Origin of the sequence: Streptomyces sp. NBC_01471 (assembly GCF_041438865.1) — a bacterium.
Classification (GTDB): Bacteria; Actinomycetota; Actinomycetes; order Streptomycetales; family Streptomycetaceae; genus Streptomyces.
Window position 1 is genome coordinate 5163831 of record NZ_CP109450.1, and the last position, 18842, is coordinate 5182672.

Below are 18842 nucleotides of genomic sequence, written 5' to 3' on the forward strand. Positions count from 1 at the left end.
CGGCCACATCGTCGGGCGACTTCTGTCAGGACCTCTGAGCCGCCGGCGCCGCTGCCACAGCGGCCTCGTGCCCCACCGCGTTCCTCCGGTCCCGCAGCAGCACCACGGTCAGCACCGCCCCCGCCAGCAGCAGCACCGCGCCGCCCGCCGCGGCGAAGTGCATCCCGTGCACGAAGGCCGCCCTTGCCAGATCCACCAGACCCGGGCCCCCCGCGGCGCGGGCCCCGCCCAGCGTCTGCCGTGCCTGGCCGGGCGCCGACGCCGGAATGCCGGCGCGGTAGACCGCCGTGCCGATCGAGCCGAGTACCGCCATCCCCATCGCCCCGCCGAATTCCTGCCCCGTCTCCAGGAGCGACGCAGCCGAACCCGCCTTCTCCGCGGGGGCCGTGGCGAGTGCCATGTCGGCGACCAGCGCCATCACGGTCACGATGCCGCAGCTGCTGACGGCTGCACCGGCCAGCAGCAGCCACAGCGAATCCGTACCGGTGAGATCCAGTACAGCGAACCCGGCCGCCGCGATGACGAAACCGGCGGCCACCACAGAGGACCGCCGCACCCGCTGCGCGACCGCGGTGGCGGCCGGCGCGGCGATCCCCACCGCGACCGAGGGGGCCATGGACCAGAGGGCGGCCTCCATCGTGCTCATCCCCAGCACCGACTGGAGGTACTGCGTGGTGAAGTACGCGGACCCCATCATGGCGAACGCGGCCAGCGCGTTGAGCGTGATCCCGGCGCCGAACCCGCGCTCGCGGAACAGCGCACGACTGATCATCGTGGAGCGGCCCGAGCGCTGCCGCCGTACGAAGACCGTGCCCACGGCCGGCCCCGCCAGGACGCACAGCAGCATCGGGACACCGAAGCCGTGCGCCGCCATCTCCTTGACGCCGTAGATCACCGGAAGCACGGCCCCCATCGACAGCGGCACGCTCAGCAGATCGAATCTGCCGGGGCGCGGGTCCTTGAACTCCGGCACCAGGAAGGGGACCAGGACCAGCAGCAACACCATCGCGGGCACGTTGATGAGGAAGACCGAGCCCCACCAGAAGTGCTCCAGCATGACGCCGCTCATCACCGAACCGAGCGCGATCCCACCGGCCATGGCACCCGACCAGACGCCGACCGCCCTTGAGCGCTGCTTCGTGTCGGTGAACATGGTGCGGATCAGGGCCATGGTGGAGGGCATCAGCGTCGCCCCGCCGATGCCGAGCACGGCCCGTGCGGCGATGAGCATCTCGGCGCTCTGCGCGTACGCGGCCCCGACGGACGCCACGCCGAAGGCCGCGGCCCCGAACAGCAGCAGCTTCCGGCGGCCGATCCGGTCGCCCAGCGAGCCCATCGTGATGAGCAGCCCGGCCAGCGCGAAGGCGTAGATGTCGAAGATCCAGAGCTGCTGGGTGCTGCTCGGGTCGAGCTCCCGGGTGATGGACGGGATGGCGAAGAACAGGACGGACACATCCATCGAAACCAGCAGGAGCGGCAGCAGCAGGACGACGAAGGCGGTCCACTCCTTGCGCCCGGCGCGGGCGGCCAGGCCCGCCGGGCCGGTGGGGCCGAGCCGCGTGCCGCTTGCCTCTGCGTCCACGACCAGCGAGAACGGCCTCGGGGGACATCGGTACAGCGGTCGGCGCTGAGAACGATCATGGTCAGGGCGCGAGCGCGCCGACCCGGTCCCCGTACTCGCGGCGGGCCTTGCGCCGGGCCGGGACCGCCGGGACGCCCTGGCCGCCGTCGAGCGGCCGGCAGCGGGCAAGAGCGGGCAAGGAGCTGACGGTGCACGGAGGAACGGAGGAACGGCGCTGACGCGCAGGGTGTGGCCCGGCCTCGCCGTACACGCGCAGTCCGTCGTGCACGCGCAGTCCGTCGTGGGTCGGCTTCGGGTCAGGCCGGCGGGTCGGGGGTGTATCTGGCGAGCATGGTCTGGACGGCCTGTTCGACGGCGTTGTGGATGTCGGAGGCTGCGGGGTTCCAGCCGGTCAGCAGCATGCGGGGCCACAGGACGTAGTTGGCGATCATGCCGAGGAACTGGTTCGCGGCGCTCTCGGCATCGGGCACATCAGCGTTGCCCGCCTCATGTTCGGATTCCAGGTAGTGCTGGACGGAGGCGAAGTAGGGCAGTTTGCCGAGCTGGAACTGCATCCGTCCCAGCTCCGGGAAGCGAGGCAGTTCGGCGATGACGATCCGGAACAGGCCTGACATGCGGGGCTGGCCGATCAGGTCGGCGTAGCGGTGGCCGATGGCTGTCAGCCCGGAGCGCAGATCTCCCGCCTGTGGCCGGGCGGCGGTATCGCCGGCGTCGCGCTGCCAGGACTCGGTGACGATGGCCTCGAAGAGGGCCGCCTTGGTGGGGAACTGCTTGAACAGGGTGGACTTCGAGACTCCGGCCGCTTCGGCGATCCGGGCGAGGGAGGTGCCGTCGTAGCCACGGTCCAAGAACAGTTCTGTGGCCGCGGAGGTGATCGCCTCGCGCTTCTGCTGGGCGAGCCTGCGGTGATGCGCGGTGAGTTCTGCTGCCATGCGGAGAGTATGCCGTAGCCCCGAGGCGAGTCACTTGACTCGCCTCGGCGGGCCCGCCTACGGTGCACCAGCAAGGCGAGTCGAGTGACTCGCCTCGGGTCTGTGGCACCTGCGCGGATCCTGGTCGTCGCACGGTGGAGGAAGTTCATGACAATCGACAAGATCGCTTTGGTGACCGGGGCGAATCGCGGCCTCGGGCGCAGCGCGGCCATCGCCCTGGCCACACGCGGAGTGCGGGTCGTGGTCACCCACCGCGGCGATGTGGCCGGGGCCGAGAAAACGGCGGAACAGGTCCGGGCCGTGGGCGGGACTGCCGCAGTTCTCCGGCTCGACATCAGCGACGTCTCCTCCTTCGCGTCCTTCACCTCCGAACTGGGCGCGCAGCTGGAGCGATGGGGTGCTTCGCGGTTCGACATCCTGGTCAACAACGCGGGAGTGGGAGTCTTCGGGCCGCTGGAGACTGTCACGATCGACGACTTCGACACGGTGATGGGCACCAACGTCCGGGGCACCTTCTTCCTCATCCAGTCGCTCGTGCCACTGCTGGCCCAGGGTGGCCAGGTCATCAACGTCTCGACGTCACTGACCCGCCACACCAGCCCTGCCACCTCGGCCTACTCCGCCTCGAAGGCCGCCGTCGAAGCTCTGAGCCGCACCCTCGCCGCAGAGCTCGGACCTCGCGGTATCCGGGTCAACTCCATCGCCCCGGGGCCGACCGCCACCGACTTCAACGGCGGGGCGATGCGGGACGACGCCGGAATGCGGCAGGTTCTGGCCGGGCAGACCGCGCTCGGCCGCGTCGGCGAACCTGAGGAGATCGGCGACGCCATCGCTACGCTGGCCTCCGAGGGATTGCGCTGGGTCACCGCCCAGCGCATCGAGGTCTCCGGCGGCGCCCTCCTGTGACGCCGGGCGACGGTCGGTAGGGAAGCTAGGGAAGCAGGCAGTGACGGCGCCGCCCCGCTCCGACTCCGAGCCGACCGACTCGTCCTCATCCTCGTCCGGCTCTGGCGCGGCAGGGTCCCGAAGCGGGCGCGGGGCGCCGGCGGCCGGAAGGATGGCGGTGAGGCTGTAGCCGTGACCCGCTGGAGAAGCTCACTCCGCGCGCACGCGAAGTGCTGGCCCTGGTGGCCGAGGGCAAGCCGGACGCGGCGGTCGCCCTCGCCTTCCTCAAGGCGTGGGCCATGTCCTGCGGCCGACGCCAGGACCGGTCGCCCCTGCCCGCACACGAAGAAGCCCCCCGCTTCCGCGAGGGGCTTCTTCCGTCTGTGCGCCGCCAGGGACTCGAACCCCGGACCCGCTGATTAAGAGTCAGCTGCTCTAACCAACTGAGCTAGCGGCGCCTGCTGACTCGGAAATAGTAGCTGGTCCGACGGGGTGCTCCAAACCAGGTCAAGATCACCCCCGGAACCGGCCTCAGAGGGCGAGCGAGAGCACCACGGGCGCGGCCTGCCGGTTCAGTGAATCCGCCGCCGCGCGCAGCCGGTGGGCATGCTCGATCGGCAGCGAAAGGGCCAGGCACCCGACGGTGGATCCCGCGGTGAGCGGCACCGCGGCGCAGACCGTGCCCACCGCGTACTCCTGGATGTCCAGCACCGGAACCGTGGCCGGCTGGGAGTCCAGCTTGGAGAAGAGGACCCGCTCGTTGGTGATCGTCTTCGAGGTGAGCCGGGCGATCTTGTGGCGCGAGATGTGGTCGCGGCGGGCGTTCTGGTCGAGCTGGTTCAGCAGGCACTTGCCCGCCGCGCTGGCGTGCGCCGACGAGCGGAAGTCCACCCACTCCTGGACCGCGGGCGTCAGCGGGCCGTCGGCGACCTGGGTGATCTTCATTTCGCCGTCGATGTACCGGCTGATGTAGACGGCGGCACCCACCGAGTCCCGCAGCTGGTCCAGGGTGTTCTGGAGCTTGGCCTGGAGCGCCGTCTCGCGGGTGGCGCCGGAGCCGAGCAGGACCAGCGAGTCGCCGATGATGTACGCGCCGTCACTGACCTGCTCGACGTACCCCTCGCGGCGCAGCATCAGCAGCAGTGCGGAGAGGTGGAAGGTGGGCAGGCCGGTCTCACGTGCGATGTCGGCGTCGGTCACGCCGCCGCCGTACTTGGAGACGGTCTCCAGCACGCGCAGTGCGTACTGCACCGAATGGAACGGCGCGGTCGGCTCGGGCTTCAGCGCCACGGTTCCCCCTACAGGTTGTGACCGTTTGCTCGCGTACCACGATAGCCGTCAAGGACCCGTTGTGGGGGGCCTGTTGACGACTTGCTGGCGCGCCCCGCGCCGTCAAGCTGGGGCGCGCCACCGTGGCATATGCCAGAGTCATGATTCTGGACGGGAGGCTGAGGTCAGAGCACTGCGCTGAGGAACTCGCGTGTACGTTCGTGCTCCGGGTCGCTGAAGATTTTTTCCGGAGAACCGGACTCGATCACCTTCCCGGAATCGAACATCAGGACGTCGTCGGAGATGTCCCGGGCGAAGTTCATCTCGTGGGTGACGCACAGCATGGTGATGTCGGTCGTGCGGGCGATGTCGCGCAGCACGTCCAGCACCCCGGCCACCAGCTCCGGGTCGAGCGCCGATGTGACCTCGTCGAGGAGCAGCACCTGCGGGCGCATCGCGAGTGCGCGGGCGATGGCGACGCGCTGCTGCTGGCCGCCGGAGAGCTGGTTCGGCTTGGCGTCCGCGCGGTCACCGAGTCCGACCAGGTCGAGCAGGCCCTTGGCGCGCTCGGAAGCCTCGTCCTTGGACATCCCGAGGACCCGGACCGGAGCCTCGGTGATGTTGCGCAGCACCGACATGTTCGGGAACAGGTTGAACTGCTGGAACACCATGCCGATGTTCTTGCGCACCTCGCGTATCTGCTTCTCGCCGTTCGACGGGAAGAGCTGGTCGCCGTTGACGGTGATCACCCCTTCGTCCGGCTTGAGCAACGTCATCAGGAGTCTGAGGATCGTCGTCTTCCCGGAACCGGAAGGGCCGATGAGGGTGACGTGCTTGCCCGGCTGGACCGAGAAGCAGAGATTGTCGAGCACGGTGTTCTCACCGAACCGCTTCGTGACGTTGTCGAAGCGGATCAGTTCGTTCGCGGTGACCGGCTTCGCCGGGGTCTTGATGACCTCGGCCGCCGTGGTGGTGCTCTCGGGGCTGCCGGTGTGCTCCGTGTGCTCGGCGGGTACGGCGGGCTCGGTGTTGTTGGGCTTCGCGGTGTTGTGGGGGTTCGCGTCAGCGGACAAGGCGGCGCTCCAGGGCTCGTACAAGAAGAGATGCCGGATAGGCGATGACGATGAAGGCGACGCCGACGACGGTGAGCGCCTCGTTGTACTGGAAGGTCATGCCGCCCTCCAGGCGGGCCTGACCCAGCAGGTCCAGCACACTGATCGCGACGACCAGGGGAGTGTCCTTCAGCATCGCGATGACGTAGTTGCCGAGTGCGGGAAGCACCCGGCGGATCGCCTGCGGCAGGATCACCGCGGTCCAGGTGCGGCTGCGGGGCAGGGAGAGCGCGGTGGCCGCCTCCCACTGTCCGACCGGCACCGCGTCGATGCCGGCCCGGTAGACCTGGGCGGTGTACGTCGAGTAGTGCACGCCGATCGCGACCGTGCCGGTGGTCAGCGCGGAGAACTGGATGCCCCACTCGGGAAGCACGAAGAACAGGAAGAACAGCTGCACCAGCAAGGGGGTGTTGCGGATGAACTCGGTGATGAAGTTCACCGGCCACCGTACGAAACGCGTCTTCACGCGGTAGCCGAGCGCCCAGACCAGACCCAGCGTGAAGGAGAGCACCGAGCCGAGCACCAGGATCTGGAGGGTGGTGAGCAGCCCGTCCCAGAAACGTGGCATGAAGTCCGCGACCGCGGACCAGTCCCAGCTGTTCATCGGGCACCTCCGGTGGCCGTGAGGCCGAGATTGGCCCGGGTCTTGCGCTCAAGTGCCCGCATTCCACGGGTGAGTACGAACGCGATGACGAAGTAGATGACCAGGACCACGGAGTAGATCTTGGAGCTCTCCTGAGTGGCGAGCCGCACCAGGTAGGCGGCGAACGACACGTCTCCGACGCCGAGCAGCGAGACCAGCGCCGTGCCCTTGAGCAGCTCGATCAGCAGGTTCGAGAACGGCGGCATCATCTCGGGTATCGCCTGCGGCAGCAGGATCAGCCGCATCCGCTGCCACGGGGTGAAGTTGAGCGCGACACCCGCCTCGCGCTGCGCGGGCGCGACCGCGTTCAGCGCGCCGCGGACGATCTCGGCCCCGTACGCCCCGTACGAGAGACCCAGGGCGAGCACCGCGGCCCACATCGGCACCAGCGCCCAGCCGAACAGGTTCGGCAGCACGAAGAAGATCCAGAACATCAGCACGAGGGACGAGGTGCCGCGGAAGATCTCCGTGTAGAAACCCGCCAGGAACCGCACCACGCGGGAGCGGTGCGCCCTGGCCATGCCGATGCCGAAGGCCACGACGACGGCCAGCGCGGCACTGTAGAGGGTGAGTTGGATGGTGATCCAGATGCCCGGAAGCACCCAGTGCTGCCACAGTCCGGACGTCATGCGCACAGCTCCTTGGCCGTCAGCGTGGTCATCTCGTCCTTGGTGAACCCGAACCGACTGAGCACCCGGAAGAGTTCGCCGCTCTTCTTCATCTTGTGGATCTCGACGTTGAAGGCGTCACGGAGTGAGGTGTCGGTGCGGCGGAAGGTGAACCCGCCGCCGTCGATCTTCTTCTTGCCGTCGATCGTGGTCGCGAAGGCCTTGGTGGCCTCGGCCTTGCGGCTCTTCTTCACCACCTCGCGAACGGTCAGCGAGGTACCGGCGAAGACGTCGACCCGGCCGGACTCGACGGCGTTCAGGCCCGCCACCTGGTCCTGGAGAATGACGATGTCCTTCTCCTTGTATCCGGCCGCTACGGCGTAGGCGATCTCGGCGTACGCGGTGCCGGTGGCGAACTTCGCCCTGGCCTTCACACAGTCCTGGTAGTTGTGCAGGTTCTTCGGGTTGCCCTTGCGGACGATGAAGGCGTCCAGCATCTGGTACTCGGGGTCGGCGAAGATGACCTGCTGGCAGCGGTCGTGGTTGATGTACATCCCGGCCGAAACGCAGTCGAACTGCTGCGAGTTGAGCCCGGGTATCAGAGAAGCGAAGTCGGTGGCCACCGGCTGGACATGGCCGACACCGAGCCGTTTGAAGATTATCTTCGCGAGTTCCACGGCCTCGCCGGTGAAGTCCCCCTGCTCATTGATGTACCCGTACGGCACCTCACCCGCGATGCCGAGCCTGACCGTGCCCTGCGACGTGAGCCTGGCGAGTGTGTCGCCGGTCGGTACCCGGCTGCAGCCGGCCGCCCCGAGCGCCCCCGCGGCGCCCAGACCCGCCATGCCGAGCAGGACCGAACGGCGGCGTATGGACTCGATGGGCCGAATGGGGCGTCTTGTGGTGCTTCCTGAGTCGTTCCCTGGTGGTGAAGCCATGGGCGCGCGGCTACCCGACAACAGCCGGTGTATGCCGGTCAATTTCAGCCCCTTGTACGGAGGGGCGGCCTTGACCGTGTGGGGGCTCCGGGGGAAACCATGGGGGGATGAGCGATCGATTCGTGGAACTGTCCCTCGACAAGCGCGGTGTGAGCTGCACGGCGAAGCTCCTCGACGACAAGGCGCCGGTGACCTGTGCGGCCGTCTGGGACGCGCTGCCACTGGGCGGCGACGTCTACCACGCGAAGTACGCGCGCAACGAGATCTACGCCCTGGTCCCCGGCTTCGCGCCGCAGGAGCCGCCCCTGGAGAACCCGACGGTCACCCCCATTCCGGGGGACCTCTGCTATTTCACCTTCTCCGAGACGGTGTTGGGGACGGACTCGTACGGATACGAGACGGCGGCCGACCACCGGGGGCGTACGACGGTGGTCGACCTGGCCCTGTTCTACGAGCGGAACAACCTGCTCATCAACGGGGACACGGGGTGGGTACCGGGGATCGTGTGGGGCACGGTGGTGGAGGGGCTCGACCGGATGGCGGAGGCCTGCCAGGACCTCTGGCGTTCGGGCGCCACGGGCGAGACCCTCAACTTCCGCCGGGCGTAGTTCCTTTCCGGATCCCGGCCCTCAGCTCAAAGGTCCGGCAGCTCAAAGGCCCGACGGGCCGGCCGGGCCGGTCGGGGCCACCCCCGCCTCGTACAGCGCGTGCGCGGCCCGCAGCACCATCGCGTCCGCATGCCGTGCCCCCACCAGCTGCACGCCGACGGGCAGTCCCGCCGCGTCCGCCCCGCAGGGCACCGAGGCCGCGGGCTGCTGGGTCAGGTTGAACGGGTACGTGAACGGGGTCCACCCGGTCCAGCGCCGGTGCCCCGAGCCCCGGGGGGCCTCCCGCCCCGCCTCGAAGGCGGTGATCGGCAGGGTCGGGGTGACCAGCAGGTCGTACCGCTGGTGGAAGAGGCCCATGCGCCGGCCCAGCTCCATCCGTACGTCCACGGCCGCCAGATAGTCGAGCGCCGAGTACCGCTCGCCCTCCGCGACGACCTCCCGCAGCCCGGGGTCCAGCAGTTCGCGCTGTTCGTGGCCGAGATGCTCCGCCACCCGGGCCGCCCCGCTGAACCACAGCGTGTGGAAGGCGGCGACCGGATCGGTGAGGTCGGGATCCGTCTCCTCGATGTACGCACCCAGCTCCGCGAGGCGCTCCACCGCCCGCCGGACCGCGGCCGCCACCGCGGGCTCGACCGCGACCTGGCCGCCGAAGCTCGGTGAGTACGCGATCCGCAGTCCCTTCACCCCGCCGTCGAGGCCGGTACGGAAGCTGCCTTCGGGCGGTGCCAGCTGCGACCAGTCGCGCGGGTCCGGGCCGCTGATCACGTCCATCATCAGGGCCGCGTCCGCCGCGTCCCGGGTCATCGGCCCGATGTGCGCGAGCGTCCCGAAGGCGCTCGCCGGAAAGAGCGGGACCCGCCCGTACGTCGGCTTCAGCCCGAAGATCCCGCAGAACGACGCCGGGATGCGGACCGAACCCCCGCCGTCGGTCCCCAGCCCCAGCGGCCCGGCCCCGAGCGCCACCGCCGCCGCGGTCCCGCCGCTGGAGCCGCCCGATGTGCGGGCGGTGTCGTGCGGATTGCGGGTCACCCCGTGCCGGGGGGAGTCGGTGACGCCCTTCCATCCGAACTCGGGTGTCGTCGTCTTGCCGACGAAGACCGCGCCGTGCTCCCGCAGCCGGGCCACCGACGGGGCGTCCTGGTCCCAGCTGGCGTCCTGCCGTACGGTCCGCGACCCGCGCAGCGTCGGCTCCCCGCGCAGCAGCAGGATGTCCTTGACCGTGACCGGCACCCCGTCCAGCAGCCCCTGCGGCTCACCCGCGCGCCAGCGCTCCGCCGATGCCCCGGCCTGCCGCAGGGCCGCGGCGGAGTCGATCCGGACGAAGGCGTTCACCCGGGGCTGCACCGCCTCGGCCCTGTGCAGCACGGCGCGGGCCACGTCGACCGGGGTGAAGCTGCCCTTCCGGTAGCCGGCCAGAAGGTGAAGGGCGGTGAGGTCGCAGAGCTCAGTCATGGCTGTGGACGTACCCACGTTTCTTGTCGACCACGTTCGGCAGGGGCTCGCCGTTCGCCCACTTGTCGTACAGATCGAGGAACTGCTCGCCGAGGTCGTCGCGCCAGCCGATGGTGTCGCCGCTCATGTGCGGTGAGATCACCAGATCGGGCACGTCCCAGAGCGGGCTGCCCGGGGGCAGCGGCTCCTCCGCGAAGACATCGAGCGCAGCGCCGGCCAGCCGGCGTCCCCGGAGCGCCCCGGCGAGGTCGGTCTCGACGACGAGCGCCCCGCGCCCCACATTGATGAAGTGCGCGGACGGCTGCATGGCGGCGAAGGCGCGCGCGTCGAACATGCCGCGGGTGGCGTCGGTGAGCGGCGCGGCGCAGACGACCCAGTCGGCGTGGGGCAGCAGCCCGTCGAGCTCGTCCGCGCCGTGCACCTCACCGCGCGCGGTCCGTCCGACCAGCGCCACCCGCACACCGAGCGCCGTCAGCGTGGCGCCGATCGCCCGGCCGATGGGCCCCGACCCGACGACCACCGCCCGTGTCCCGGCGACGCGACGGGTCTCGCGGTGCTGCCAGCGCCGCTGGCGCTGGAGCTCCAGGGTGCCGGGGAGGTCCTTGGCGAAGGCCATGACGAGGCCCGCGACGTACTCCGCGATCGGCTGGTCGAAGATTCCGCGGGCGTTGGTCACCACGGTGTCCGAAGCGGCCAGCTCTGGGCTGAGGAGGTGGTCCACCCCGGCGCTCGCGGTATGCACCCAGCGGGGGCGCGGGCCCTCGCCCGGCCACGTTCTGCGGACCGCGTCGGAGAGGAAGTCCCAGACCAGCAGGACGTCGGCGTAAGGGAGTTGATCGCCGAGTGTGTGTGCGTCCGCGTGCACGACATGCGCCCGTCCGGTGAGTCGTCCGAGACGGGGAGGAGGGGCGGCATCCAGTACGAGAACGGTGGGTTCAGCGCTCTGTTCAGCGGGTTCGGACATGCGCGCGGTCCTTCGACTGGGGTCGGCCGGGTTTCGTCGGAGTAAGCACATTGCAACGTCTGACATGTACGGATTGACCGGGCTCGCTCGGTGACCCTACCGTCGACAGCAGAAACACAGCGGCCTCACCCACATCACTTGGGGGGCAGTCATGGACATCTCCTTCCTCGGCGGACCACAGCCACAACGCGGTGTGGGAGTCGTCGCCCCTTTTGACTTCGCTCTCGACAGAGAGCTGTGGCGCTGGGTGCCGGACGACGTGTCGCTCCATCTGACGCGTACCCCCTTCGTACCGGTCGAAGTCTCCCTGGATCTCGCCCGGCTGGTCAGTGAACACGAGACGCTCCGCGAGGCGGTCCGGGCCCTGGGCGCGGTCGCGCCGCAGGTCGTGGCGTACGCCTGCACCAGCGGCAGCTTCGTCGGCGGGGTCGCCGGTGAACGGGCCATGTGCACCGCGATGACCGCGGCCAGCGACCTGCCGTCGATCACCACGTCGGGCGCTCTGCTGGAGGCGTTCCGGGAGCTCGGGGTCCGGCGGATCGCGCTGGTCACGCCCTACACTGAATCTGTGACGTCCTCCCTGGAGGAATACCTCGGCGAAGCGGGGACAGTCGTCACCGGGCGGGCCTTTCTCGGCCTCACCAGGCACATCTGGAAGGTCCCGTACCGCGATGTGGTGGACATGGCTCGACAGGCGGTGGTCGGTTCGGCGGACGCGCTCTTCATCAGCTGTACCAACCTTCCGACGTACGACGTGATCCCGCAGCTCGAAGCGGAGCTGCGGATGCCGGTGCTTTCGGCGAACCAGGTCACGATGTGGGCGGCGCTGCGATGTATCGGCGCCCTCGCCGTCGGTCCGTACCAGCGGCTGCTGATCGACTCGGCGCCCGTACCCGAACCGGCACCCCTGCCCGAGCCGGAGCCCGCCAGCGCACTGGCAGAAGATCCGCCCGAAGAGCAGGGAGGCTGGACATGACAGCGGTCGGGTTCCTTTACCCGGGGCATTCAGCGGAGGACGACTACGAGCGCATCGAGCAGCTCCTGGCGTCCGACGTGAGACTGTCCGTCGTCCACACCGACATCGGCGAGGACGCGCACCGGGTGGACGCGCTCATCGAGATGGGCGCGGCGGACCGGCTCGCGGCAGGCGTCGAGGAGCTGCGGCTCGCCGGGGCCGAGGCAGTGGTGTGGGCGTGCACGAGCGGCAGCTTCGTCTACGGCTGGGACGGCGCGCAGGAACAGATCAGGGACCTGGCACGCACGGCCGGAATGCCCGCGTCCAGTACATCCTTCGCCTTCGCGCACGCGATCCAGTACCTCGGCGCGGAGAAGGTCGCCATCGCCGCGACCTATCCGGAGGACGTGGCGGCCTACTTCGCCGCGTTCCTCAAGTCGGCGGGTGTGGAGGTGACGGCGACCCGCGGCAGCGGCGTCATCACCGCGGCCGAGGTCGGCACCTGGGGCCGGGACGAGGTCATCGAGCTGGCCCTTTCGGGAGACCACCCCTCCGCCGATGTGCTGCTGCTGCCGGACACCGCGCTGCACACGGCGGCGTACGTGCAGGAGCTGGAGCAGGTCCTGGGGAAGCCGGTACTCACGGCGAACCAGGTGTCCGTGTGGGAGGGGCTGCGGCTGGCTGACCGGAAGGTCCCCGGGGACCGGCTCGGAAAGCTCTTCGCCCGGCGGGCGTGACCGTGACCAGGGCGGGCGCGGCCCCGGCGGGCGTGGCCCCGTCCCCGGCGGGTGCGACCCGCCCGGGAGCGGTGCGGGAATAACCGGAGACGGTCCCCTGTTGCCGACGCTGTACCTGGCCGACAACCAGAAAGGCCGAGCGCGGTGGACCCGATTCAAGGCAAGGCGGCCGGAACCGCCCCCGTACCCCTGTCCGTACTGGACCTGGTGACCGTGGGGGAGGGGCGCACCGCCACCCAGGCCATCCGTACCGGAGTGGAGATCGCGAAGCTCGCCGAGCGGCGCGGTTTCCACCGGTACTGGGTGGCCGAGCACCACTCCATGCCCGGGGTCGCATCCTCCTCACCCGCCGTGCTGCTCGCGCACCTCGCCGCCCACACCGACCGCATCCGGCTCGGCTCCGGCGGTGTGATGCTGCCCAACCACGCGCCGCTGGTGATCGCCGAGCAGTTCGGCACGCTGGAGGCGATGGCCCCCGGCCGGGTCGACCTGGGCCTCGGCCGCGCCCCCGGCACCGACGGGGCCACCGCGGCCGCGCTCCGCCGCTCCGACCGGCTCCATGAGGGCGCCGACGAATTCCCGCAGCAACTGGCCGAGTTGATCCGGTTCCTGGACGACAGCTTCCCGGACGGCCACCGGTACGCCCGGATCCACGCCGTACCGGGACCGGTCCAGGGCCCGGCCGGCCGGCCGCCGGTGTGGCTGCTCGGTTCGTCCGGCTTCAGCGCGCGCCTCGCGGGCACCCTCGGGCTGCCGTTCGCCTTCGCGCACCACTTCTCGGCGCAGAACACCATCCCGGCCCTCGACCTCTACCGTGAGTCCTTCCGGCCGTCGGCGGTGCTCGACAGCCCGTACGCCGTGATCGGCGTCGCCGCACTCGCGGCCGACGACGAGAAGGAGGCCCACCGGCAGATCCTCAGCGGCGCGCTGTCGATGGTCCGGCTGCGCACCGGGCGGCCCGGGCTCGTCCCGACACCCGAAGAGGCCGCGGCCTACGCATTCAGCCCGATGGAGCGGGAGTTCGTCGACGGCTGGCTCAGCAACATCATCACCGGGACCGCCGACGAGGTCCGCTCCGGCCTCGACGACCTCCAGAAGCGCACCGGCGCCGACGAGCTGATGATCACCGCCAACGCGCACGGCGGCGAGGCGCGGCTGCGCTCGTACGAGCTGATCGCCGACGCCTACGGGCTGCCCGGATAGTACGGCGGAACCGCCGGGAGGGCGGGTGGCGGCCGGACCGGCCGCCACCCGCCCTCCCGGCGTCCGCCCGGCGGTCAGCTCCGCAGTGCGGCCGGACCCGCGAGCAGCGCGCCGATCTCCTCCGGGGCCACCGCCCGTGAGTACAGATAACCCTGCCCGGTGTCGCAGCCGATCCTGCGCAGCCGCGTTGCCTGCCCCGCCGTCTCCACGCACTCCGCCGTGACCGTGAGCCCCAGCCGGTGCGCGAGCTGCACCAGAGCCTCGACGATCATCTCGTCGGCCGGATTGGGGTGCACGCCCGCGTCGTAGCGGAATCCGCGCACGAACGACCCGTCCAGCTTCAGTACGGACACCGGCAGCCTGCTCAGATACGCGAGGTTCGAGTAGCCGGTGCCGAAGTCGTCGATCGCGATCCGCACGCCCATGTCGCTGAGGTCCTGGAGCGCCTGGAGGGGGCGCCCGGCCGAACCCATCACCGCCGACTCGGTGAGCTCCAGCTGGAGGAGGTCGGGCGCGAGGCCCGTCTCGGCGAGGATCCCGGCGACATCGGCGACCAGATCCGAGTCCCACACCTGCCGTACGGCGATGTTGACGCTCACGAACAGCGGTGGGCGGGAGGGGTGTTCGAGCTGCCAGGCTCGTGCCTGGCGGCAGGCGGTGCGCAGCACCCACGCGCCGAGCTGGACGATCGAGCCGTCCTCCTCGGCCAGCCCGATGAACCGGTTCGGCGCCAGCCGGCCGAACTGCGGGTGGTCCCAGCGCACCAGCGCCTCCACCCCCTTGGGTTCGCCGTCCGCCAGATCCACCAACGGCTGGTACTCCAGCACGAATTCACCGTTGTCCACGGCGGGCCGCAGGGTGGACGAGAGCGCCTGCCGGGTCATCCGGTGCGCGTTGCGCTCCGGGTCGAAGAGCGTCCAGCGAGCCTTGCCGTCCGCCTTCGCCCAGTACAGCGTGGTGTCGGCGTCCTGCATGAGGCCGGTGGCGCTGGTGCCGTCGGCGAGCCGCTCCACCACCCCGATCGACGCGGACACCGAGAGCCGCTGGCCGCCGAGGTCGAACGGTTCCTGGAGCGCGGCCAGTACGGCGGCCGCCAGATCGGCGAGCTGGTCCGTACCGGTCGAGTCCTCGACCAGCAGGGCGAATTCGTCCCCGCCGAGCCTGGCCACCAGATGGCCGCTGCCCCGTCCGTAACCGGACTGGTCGGCGCAGTGGGTCAGCCGGGCCGCGACGACTCCGAGCAGCCGGTCGCCGAAGCGGTGGCCGAGCGTGTCGTTGACCGCCTTGAAACCGTCGAGGTCCAGATAGCAGAGCCCGATCCGGCCGGTGCCCTGCTGGTCGCACGCCGACGGGTCGAGCGCCGCCGACAGCCGCTCGAAGAACAGGGTGCGGTTGGGCAGCCGGGTCACCGGGTCGTGCATCTGGAGGTGCCGCAGCCTGGCCCGGAGTTCGCGCCGGTCGCTGACGTCGGCGACCGACAGCAGCACCTGCGAGCTGTCCGGGAAGGGGGCGACGCTGACCTCGGCCCAGAGCGAGTGGCCGTCGGCGTGCTTGAGGCGGCGGGTGCAGCGGAAGCTGGAGCGGCGGCCCCGGAGCACCTCGCGGTACGCGTACCAGGAGCGGGTGTCCGCCGCGAGGTCCACGAGGCAGGCCGCGGTCTGCCGGGCCAGCGCGGCGGGTTCGGTGCCGAGCAGTTCGCCGAGTGCGGCGTTGGCGGAGACGACCAGTCCCTCGCGGTCGACGACAGCCATGCCGAGCCGTGCGGTGTTGAAGGCGGCGCGGTAGTCGTGCAGCTCGGCTGCGGTACGGCCGACGGTCTGACGCTCTGTGACCGGTGGCCGGACGGATCCCGGCACCGGAGCCGGTCCTTCAGGGGTTCCGTTCACGGCTGGCTCCCGCGGTGCAGTCGTCTCGAACAGGTGGGGTCGGGGCTCGTCGGGCGGGCGGTGGAGGGACGGCGGTGCGCGTGTCCACATGGGAAAGTGTGCCGATCATAGAGGTTGAAGCAAGGACCGTTCCAGCCTCGTTGGCGCACGGTGGTCGCTCCCGCGCCCAAGGGTGATCGTTTCTGCGCGGCTGTGGTCCAGGGTCTTTCCAACGTGATCGGTTGTGACTTTCCGTAAAGGTCCGGGGTGTCGGGCCGATCACTCGCCTGGTGCAGCTGGACAGGGCATAAACACATAAATCGGCCCAGGGTGGGTGGGGTGTCCCGCATCCCGAACCCGGAGGTCCACGTGCAGCGTCCGCAGGCACCCGGGCGAGTGGACCGACGCCGTCTGCGGCAGACCGCCGCCATCTTCGTGTCGTTCATGGCGCTCACCACGACGTCCCTGGTGGCGGGGCCCGCCGTGGCCACCGTGGGCGGCGCCGGGCCGTGCGCGCTGCCACGCGCCGACGTCCACCACTCGGTCGGTCTCGACAGCTGGAACTCCGCCTACCCCCGGCCGGTCGGGACGCTCGACGCGGTCATGATCTTCCTGTCCTTCCCGGGGGCCGCGCCGGACACCACCCCGCGGGAGCTGACGGCTGATTACTTCCCCTCGACCAGTACCTTCTTCCGGCGTGCCTCGTACGGGAAGTTCACGCTGCGGCCGCATCCGATGCGGCACTGGACCATGATGCCGAAACCGGCCTCCGCGTACGCGATACGGCGTGACTGGAGCGCGGGCGAGCGCGACGCGTATCTGCGGGACGCGGTGGCCGCGGCCGATCCTTCGGTGGACTTCAGCAAGTACGACCTCGTCTATCTGATCGCCGACCCGGACGCCCCGGGCGTCGACTCGGACGCCACGAAGGTGGTCAACCTGGATGCCCCGCTGCACGCCGACGGTACGGAGATCCGGCGCTTCGTCACCGGCTTCGAGCGGCATCCGCCGGACCGGGATGTGCTGGCCCACGAGACCGGGCACGTCTTCGACCTGCCGGATCTCTACCACCGCCCGTCGGACGACAAGGGCGACTGGGACACCTATGTGGGGGACTGGGACGTCATGGGCAGCCAGTTCGGGCTCGCCCCCGACTTCTTCGGCTGGCACAAGTGGAAGCTGGGCTGGCTGGACCGGCGGCAGATCGGCTGTCTGCGCGGCACCGGGGCCCAGATGTTCACGCTGGAACCGCTGGAGGAGGTCCCGCCACGCGGCAGCGACACAGCAGGGACCCGGCTCGTCGTCCTGCGGACCGGGCTGGAGAGCGCCCTCGTCATGGAGGCGCGCACGGCGGCCGGCAACGACACGTCGACCTGTTCGGAGGGGATCCTCATCTACCGGGTGAAGTCGGAGCTGGCCTCCGGGGACGGACCGGTCCGGGTGGTCGACACCCATCCGCACAGCTCGGGCTGCTGGGGGCAGTCGGTCTACCCGCCGCTGGCCGACGCGCCGCTCGGGGTCGGGGAGACGTTCACCGTTCCCGGGAACGGGACGAAGGTGGAGGTGGCGGACCGTACGCAGTCGGGAGCCTGGACGGTCAAGATCACGCCGGTCGTGTGAGGGACCGGTCCGGACAAGCCCGGTCCGGACAAGCCCGATACGGACGACGAAGAAGCCCCCCGCTTCCGCGAGGGGCTTCTTCCGTCTGTGCGCCGCCAGGGACTCGAACCCCGGACCCGCTGATTAAGAGTCAGCTGCTCTAACCAACTGAGCTAGCGGCGCCTGCTGACGTCGTAGACCTTAGCACCCTGATCGGCGCGGGGAAAAATCGATAAGCCGCCCGCCCTCGCCGCCGGGGCCGCCGCCGCACGCGCCGCCCGGACACAGGCCCAGAGCATGACCTCGGGGCCCGGGAGCCAGGGGTGTCGGGTGTCGGGGGCCACCAGCCAGCGCGGGCCCGACGGGGGAACGGAGGAGGCCGGCGACGGTACGGTCACCGCGTCGCCGGTGCCGTGGCAGAGCAGCGGCGGCACCGCGTCGCCCCACTCCTCCCAGTGCAGCAGGGACGGCAGCCGCTGGGCGGTGCCGGGGGCGGCGAAGAGCAGCATCCGGCCCCGGTGGCCCGCGACCGGGCCCGATCCGGGGCCCTCCGACCACAGGGTGTCCAGCATCCGGCGGCCGAAGATCGCGGGCACGTTGACCACGTCGAAGACCGAGCCGCAGTCCAGCACGGTCGGGGCGGTGGGCCGGGACTCCCAGAGCGAGAGCGCACTGCGCGGATACCGGGATGCGGAGGCGAGCCACCCCGCGCCGGCCGGAGTGACCGCCGTCGCGTGCTGCCCGTCCTGCTCGTCGGGGATCCGGCTGAGCCCTGCGGGGGAAGAGGCACCCGGGGTGCGGACGGTCGAGCCCTGGACGCCGGAGCTCCAGATGCCCGCGCCCCGGGTGCCGGAGCTTCTGCCGGAGGGGATTCCCGCGCTGTCGTCGATTCGCTGCCATGCACTCATGCCGACCAGGTCTACCCGGAGTGAGGGAACCACTCCGCTGGGTTGGTGGAAACCGGGACAGGTGGGGGCGGGGAGGCGTATCTTGCCCACCGGCTTTGCCGAAGAGCCCTGCCCATCGGCATATGCCGGACGGGCCGGAGTGGACGGGCGGGCGGCCCGGACAGGACGGGCACAGCCTCACCAGGCCAACTCGTCAACAGGTCGGCAGGGCGTCAGGTCGGCTGCCCGCGCAGCAGGTCCCGGCCGAACTCGACCATCTTCTTCGCGTAGTCCTCGGTCCACTGCGCGCGCCCGGCGATGTCCGCCGCCGTCAACCGGTCGAAGCGGCGCGGGTCGGCGAGCTGGGCGGCGGCGATCGCCTGGAACTCGACCGCCCGGTCCGTCGCCGCGCGGAAGGCCAGTGTCAGCTCGGTGGCGCGGGTGAGCAGCGCCGCCGGGTCGTCGATCGACTCCAGGTCGAAGAAGTGCTCGGGATCGGCGGCGGCGTCGGAAGGCTCGAAGAGCAGCGGCGCCGGCCGCGGCTTCCGCTCGCGCTGTTCGGGCTCCGCCATGTGTGCCTCCTGCTGTGCCGTTCTGCGTCTC

General features: G+C 70.3%; 18 protein-coding genes, 2 tRNA genes and 1 pseudogene. 7 read left to right on the plus strand and 14 right to left on the minus strand.

The window, feature by feature from the left end; genetic code table 11:
- Nucleotides 1-25: 25 nt before the first annotated feature.
- Together OG285_RS23155 and OG285_RS23160 are read right to left on the minus strand one after the other, a co-directional pair.
- Nucleotides 26-1582, minus strand: a complete 1557-nt coding sequence (locus tag OG285_RS23155; RefSeq protein WP_371792084.1) for an MFS transporter — start codon at nt 1580-1582, stop codon at nt 26-28.
- 296 nt (nt 1583-1878) lie between these two features.
- Nucleotides 1879-2514, minus strand: a complete 636-nt coding sequence (locus tag OG285_RS23160) for a TetR/AcrR family transcriptional regulator (protein ID WP_371792085.1) — start codon at nt 2512-2514, stop codon at nt 1879-1881.
- Between the two features lie 147 nt (nt 2515-2661).
- Between OG285_RS23160 and OG285_RS23165 the strand changes: the two genes are divergently transcribed.
- A complete protein-coding gene (locus tag OG285_RS23165) occupies nt 2662-3420 on the plus strand; it encodes an SDR family oxidoreductase (protein ID WP_356833371.1) in 759 nt (252 codons plus the stop codon).
- Nucleotides 3421-3590: 170 nt separating this feature from the next.
- Nucleotides 3591-3674: pseudogene (locus tag OG285_RS23170) on the plus strand (DNA-binding response regulator); the annotation flags it as partial.
- A gap of 109 nt (nt 3675-3783) precedes the next feature.
- Here the strand turns inward: OG285_RS23170 and OG285_RS23175 are convergent.
- The 6 genes from OG285_RS23175 to ehuB form a co-directional block, all read right to left on the minus strand.
- Nucleotides 3784-3857 (minus strand) — tRNA-Lys (locus OG285_RS23175).
- Between the two features lie 73 nt (nt 3858-3930).
- A complete protein-coding gene (locus OG285_RS23180) occupies nt 3931-4689 on the minus strand; it encodes an IclR family transcriptional regulator (protein WP_371792086.1) in 759 nt (252 codons plus the stop codon).
- A 164-nt stretch (nt 4690-4853) separates the two neighbouring features.
- Nucleotides 4854-5621, minus strand: coding sequence for an ectoine/hydroxyectoine ABC transporter ATP-binding protein EhuA (gene ehuA / locus OG285_RS23185; protein ID WP_356833399.1), 768 nt, complete (start codon nt 5619-5621; stop codon nt 4854-4856).
- 109 nt (nt 5622-5730) lie between these two features.
- Nucleotides 5731-6384: an ectoine/hydroxyectoine ABC transporter permease subunit EhuD gene (ehuD, locus tag OG285_RS23190; protein ID WP_356833375.1), complete on the minus strand. Its 654-nt coding sequence runs from the start codon at nt 6382-6384 to the stop codon at nt 5731-5733.
- Entirely contained in the window at nt 6381-7052 is a 672-nt protein-coding gene (gene ehuC, locus OG285_RS23195; RefSeq protein ID WP_356833377.1) for an ectoine/hydroxyectoine ABC transporter permease subunit EhuC, read from the minus strand. The genes ehuD and ehuC overlap by 4 nt, the downstream gene beginning before the upstream one ends.
- Nucleotides 7049-7876 (minus strand): ectoine/hydroxyectoine ABC transporter substrate-binding protein EhuB, encoded by an 828-nt coding sequence (gene ehuB, locus OG285_RS23200; protein ID WP_356833379.1) that lies wholly within the window; start codon nt 7874-7876, stop codon nt 7049-7051. Before ehuB ends, ehuC begins: the two co-directional genes overlap by 4 nt.
- A 200-nt stretch (nt 7877-8076) precedes the next feature.
- Here ehuB and OG285_RS23205 point away from each other — a divergent pair, with 200 nt between their 5' ends.
- A complete protein-coding gene (locus OG285_RS23205; RefSeq protein WP_356833381.1) occupies nt 8077-8577 on the plus strand; it encodes a DUF3830 family protein in 501 nt (166 codons plus the stop codon).
- 42 nt (nt 8578-8619) lie between these two features.
- Here the strand turns inward: OG285_RS23205 and OG285_RS23210 are convergent, their stop codons facing one another.
- Together OG285_RS23210 and OG285_RS23215 are read right to left on the minus strand one after the other, a co-directional pair.
- Nucleotides 8620-10029, minus strand: a complete 1410-nt coding sequence (locus OG285_RS23210; RefSeq protein WP_371792087.1) for an amidase — start codon at nt 10027-10029, stop codon at nt 8620-8622.
- Nucleotides 10022-10993, minus strand: coding sequence for a D-2-hydroxyacid dehydrogenase (locus OG285_RS23215; protein WP_371792088.1), 972 nt, complete (start codon nt 10991-10993; stop codon nt 10022-10024). Before OG285_RS23215 ends, OG285_RS23210 begins: the two co-directional genes overlap by 8 nt.
- Nucleotides 10994-11144: 151 nt before the next feature.
- On the opposite strand from OG285_RS23215, the gene OG285_RS23220 reads away from it, so the two are divergent.
- The 3 genes from OG285_RS23220 to OG285_RS23230 all read left to right on the plus strand — a co-directional run bounded on the left by OG285_RS23220 (nt 11145) and on the right by OG285_RS23230 (nt 13888).
- Nucleotides 11145-11969, plus strand: a complete 825-nt coding sequence (locus tag OG285_RS23220) for a decarboxylase (RefSeq protein ID WP_356833387.1) — start codon at nt 11145-11147, stop codon at nt 11967-11969.
- The gene (locus tag OG285_RS23225; RefSeq protein ID WP_356833389.1) at nt 11966-12685 is read left to right on the plus strand and encodes a decarboxylase; all 720 of its coding nucleotides are present in this window, start codon (nt 11966-11968) and stop codon (nt 12683-12685) included. Before OG285_RS23220 ends, OG285_RS23225 begins: the two co-directional genes overlap by 4 nt.
- A gap of 144 nt (nt 12686-12829) precedes the next feature.
- Nucleotides 12830-13888, plus strand: coding sequence for an LLM class flavin-dependent oxidoreductase (locus OG285_RS23230; RefSeq protein ID WP_356833391.1), 1059 nt, complete (start codon nt 12830-12832; stop codon nt 13886-13888).
- Between the two features lie 74 nt (nt 13889-13962).
- On the opposite strand, the gene OG285_RS23235 is transcribed toward OG285_RS23230, so the two are convergent.
- On the minus strand, nt 13963-15774 hold the full coding sequence (locus OG285_RS23235) for a putative bifunctional diguanylate cyclase/phosphodiesterase (RefSeq protein ID WP_371792089.1): 1812 nt from the start codon (nt 15772-15774) through the stop codon (nt 13963-13965).
- Nucleotides 15775-16149: 375 nt separating this feature from the next.
- Between OG285_RS23235 and OG285_RS23240 the strand changes: the two genes are divergently transcribed.
- On the plus strand, nt 16150-17373 hold the full coding sequence (locus tag OG285_RS23240; protein ID WP_371792090.1) for a M6 family metalloprotease domain-containing protein: 1224 nt from the start codon (nt 16150-16152) through the stop codon (nt 17371-17373).
- An 88-nt stretch (nt 17374-17461) separates the two neighbouring features.
- Here OG285_RS23240 and OG285_RS23245 read toward each other — a convergent pair.
- The 3 genes from OG285_RS23245 to OG285_RS23255 all read right to left on the minus strand — a co-directional run bounded on the left by OG285_RS23245 (nt 17462) and on the right by OG285_RS23255 (nt 18811).
- A tRNA-Lys gene (locus OG285_RS23245) sits at nt 17462-17535 on the minus strand.
- A complete protein-coding gene (locus OG285_RS23250; RefSeq protein WP_371792091.1) occupies nt 17526-18260 on the minus strand; it encodes a bifunctional DNA primase/polymerase in 735 nt (244 codons plus the stop codon). Before OG285_RS23250 ends, OG285_RS23245 begins: the two co-directional genes overlap by 10 nt.
- A gap of 212 nt (nt 18261-18472) precedes the next feature.
- Nucleotides 18473-18811, minus strand: coding sequence for a hypothetical protein (locus tag OG285_RS23255; RefSeq protein ID WP_356833696.1), 339 nt, complete (start codon nt 18809-18811; stop codon nt 18473-18475).
- Nucleotides 18812-18842: the final 31 nt, after the last annotated feature.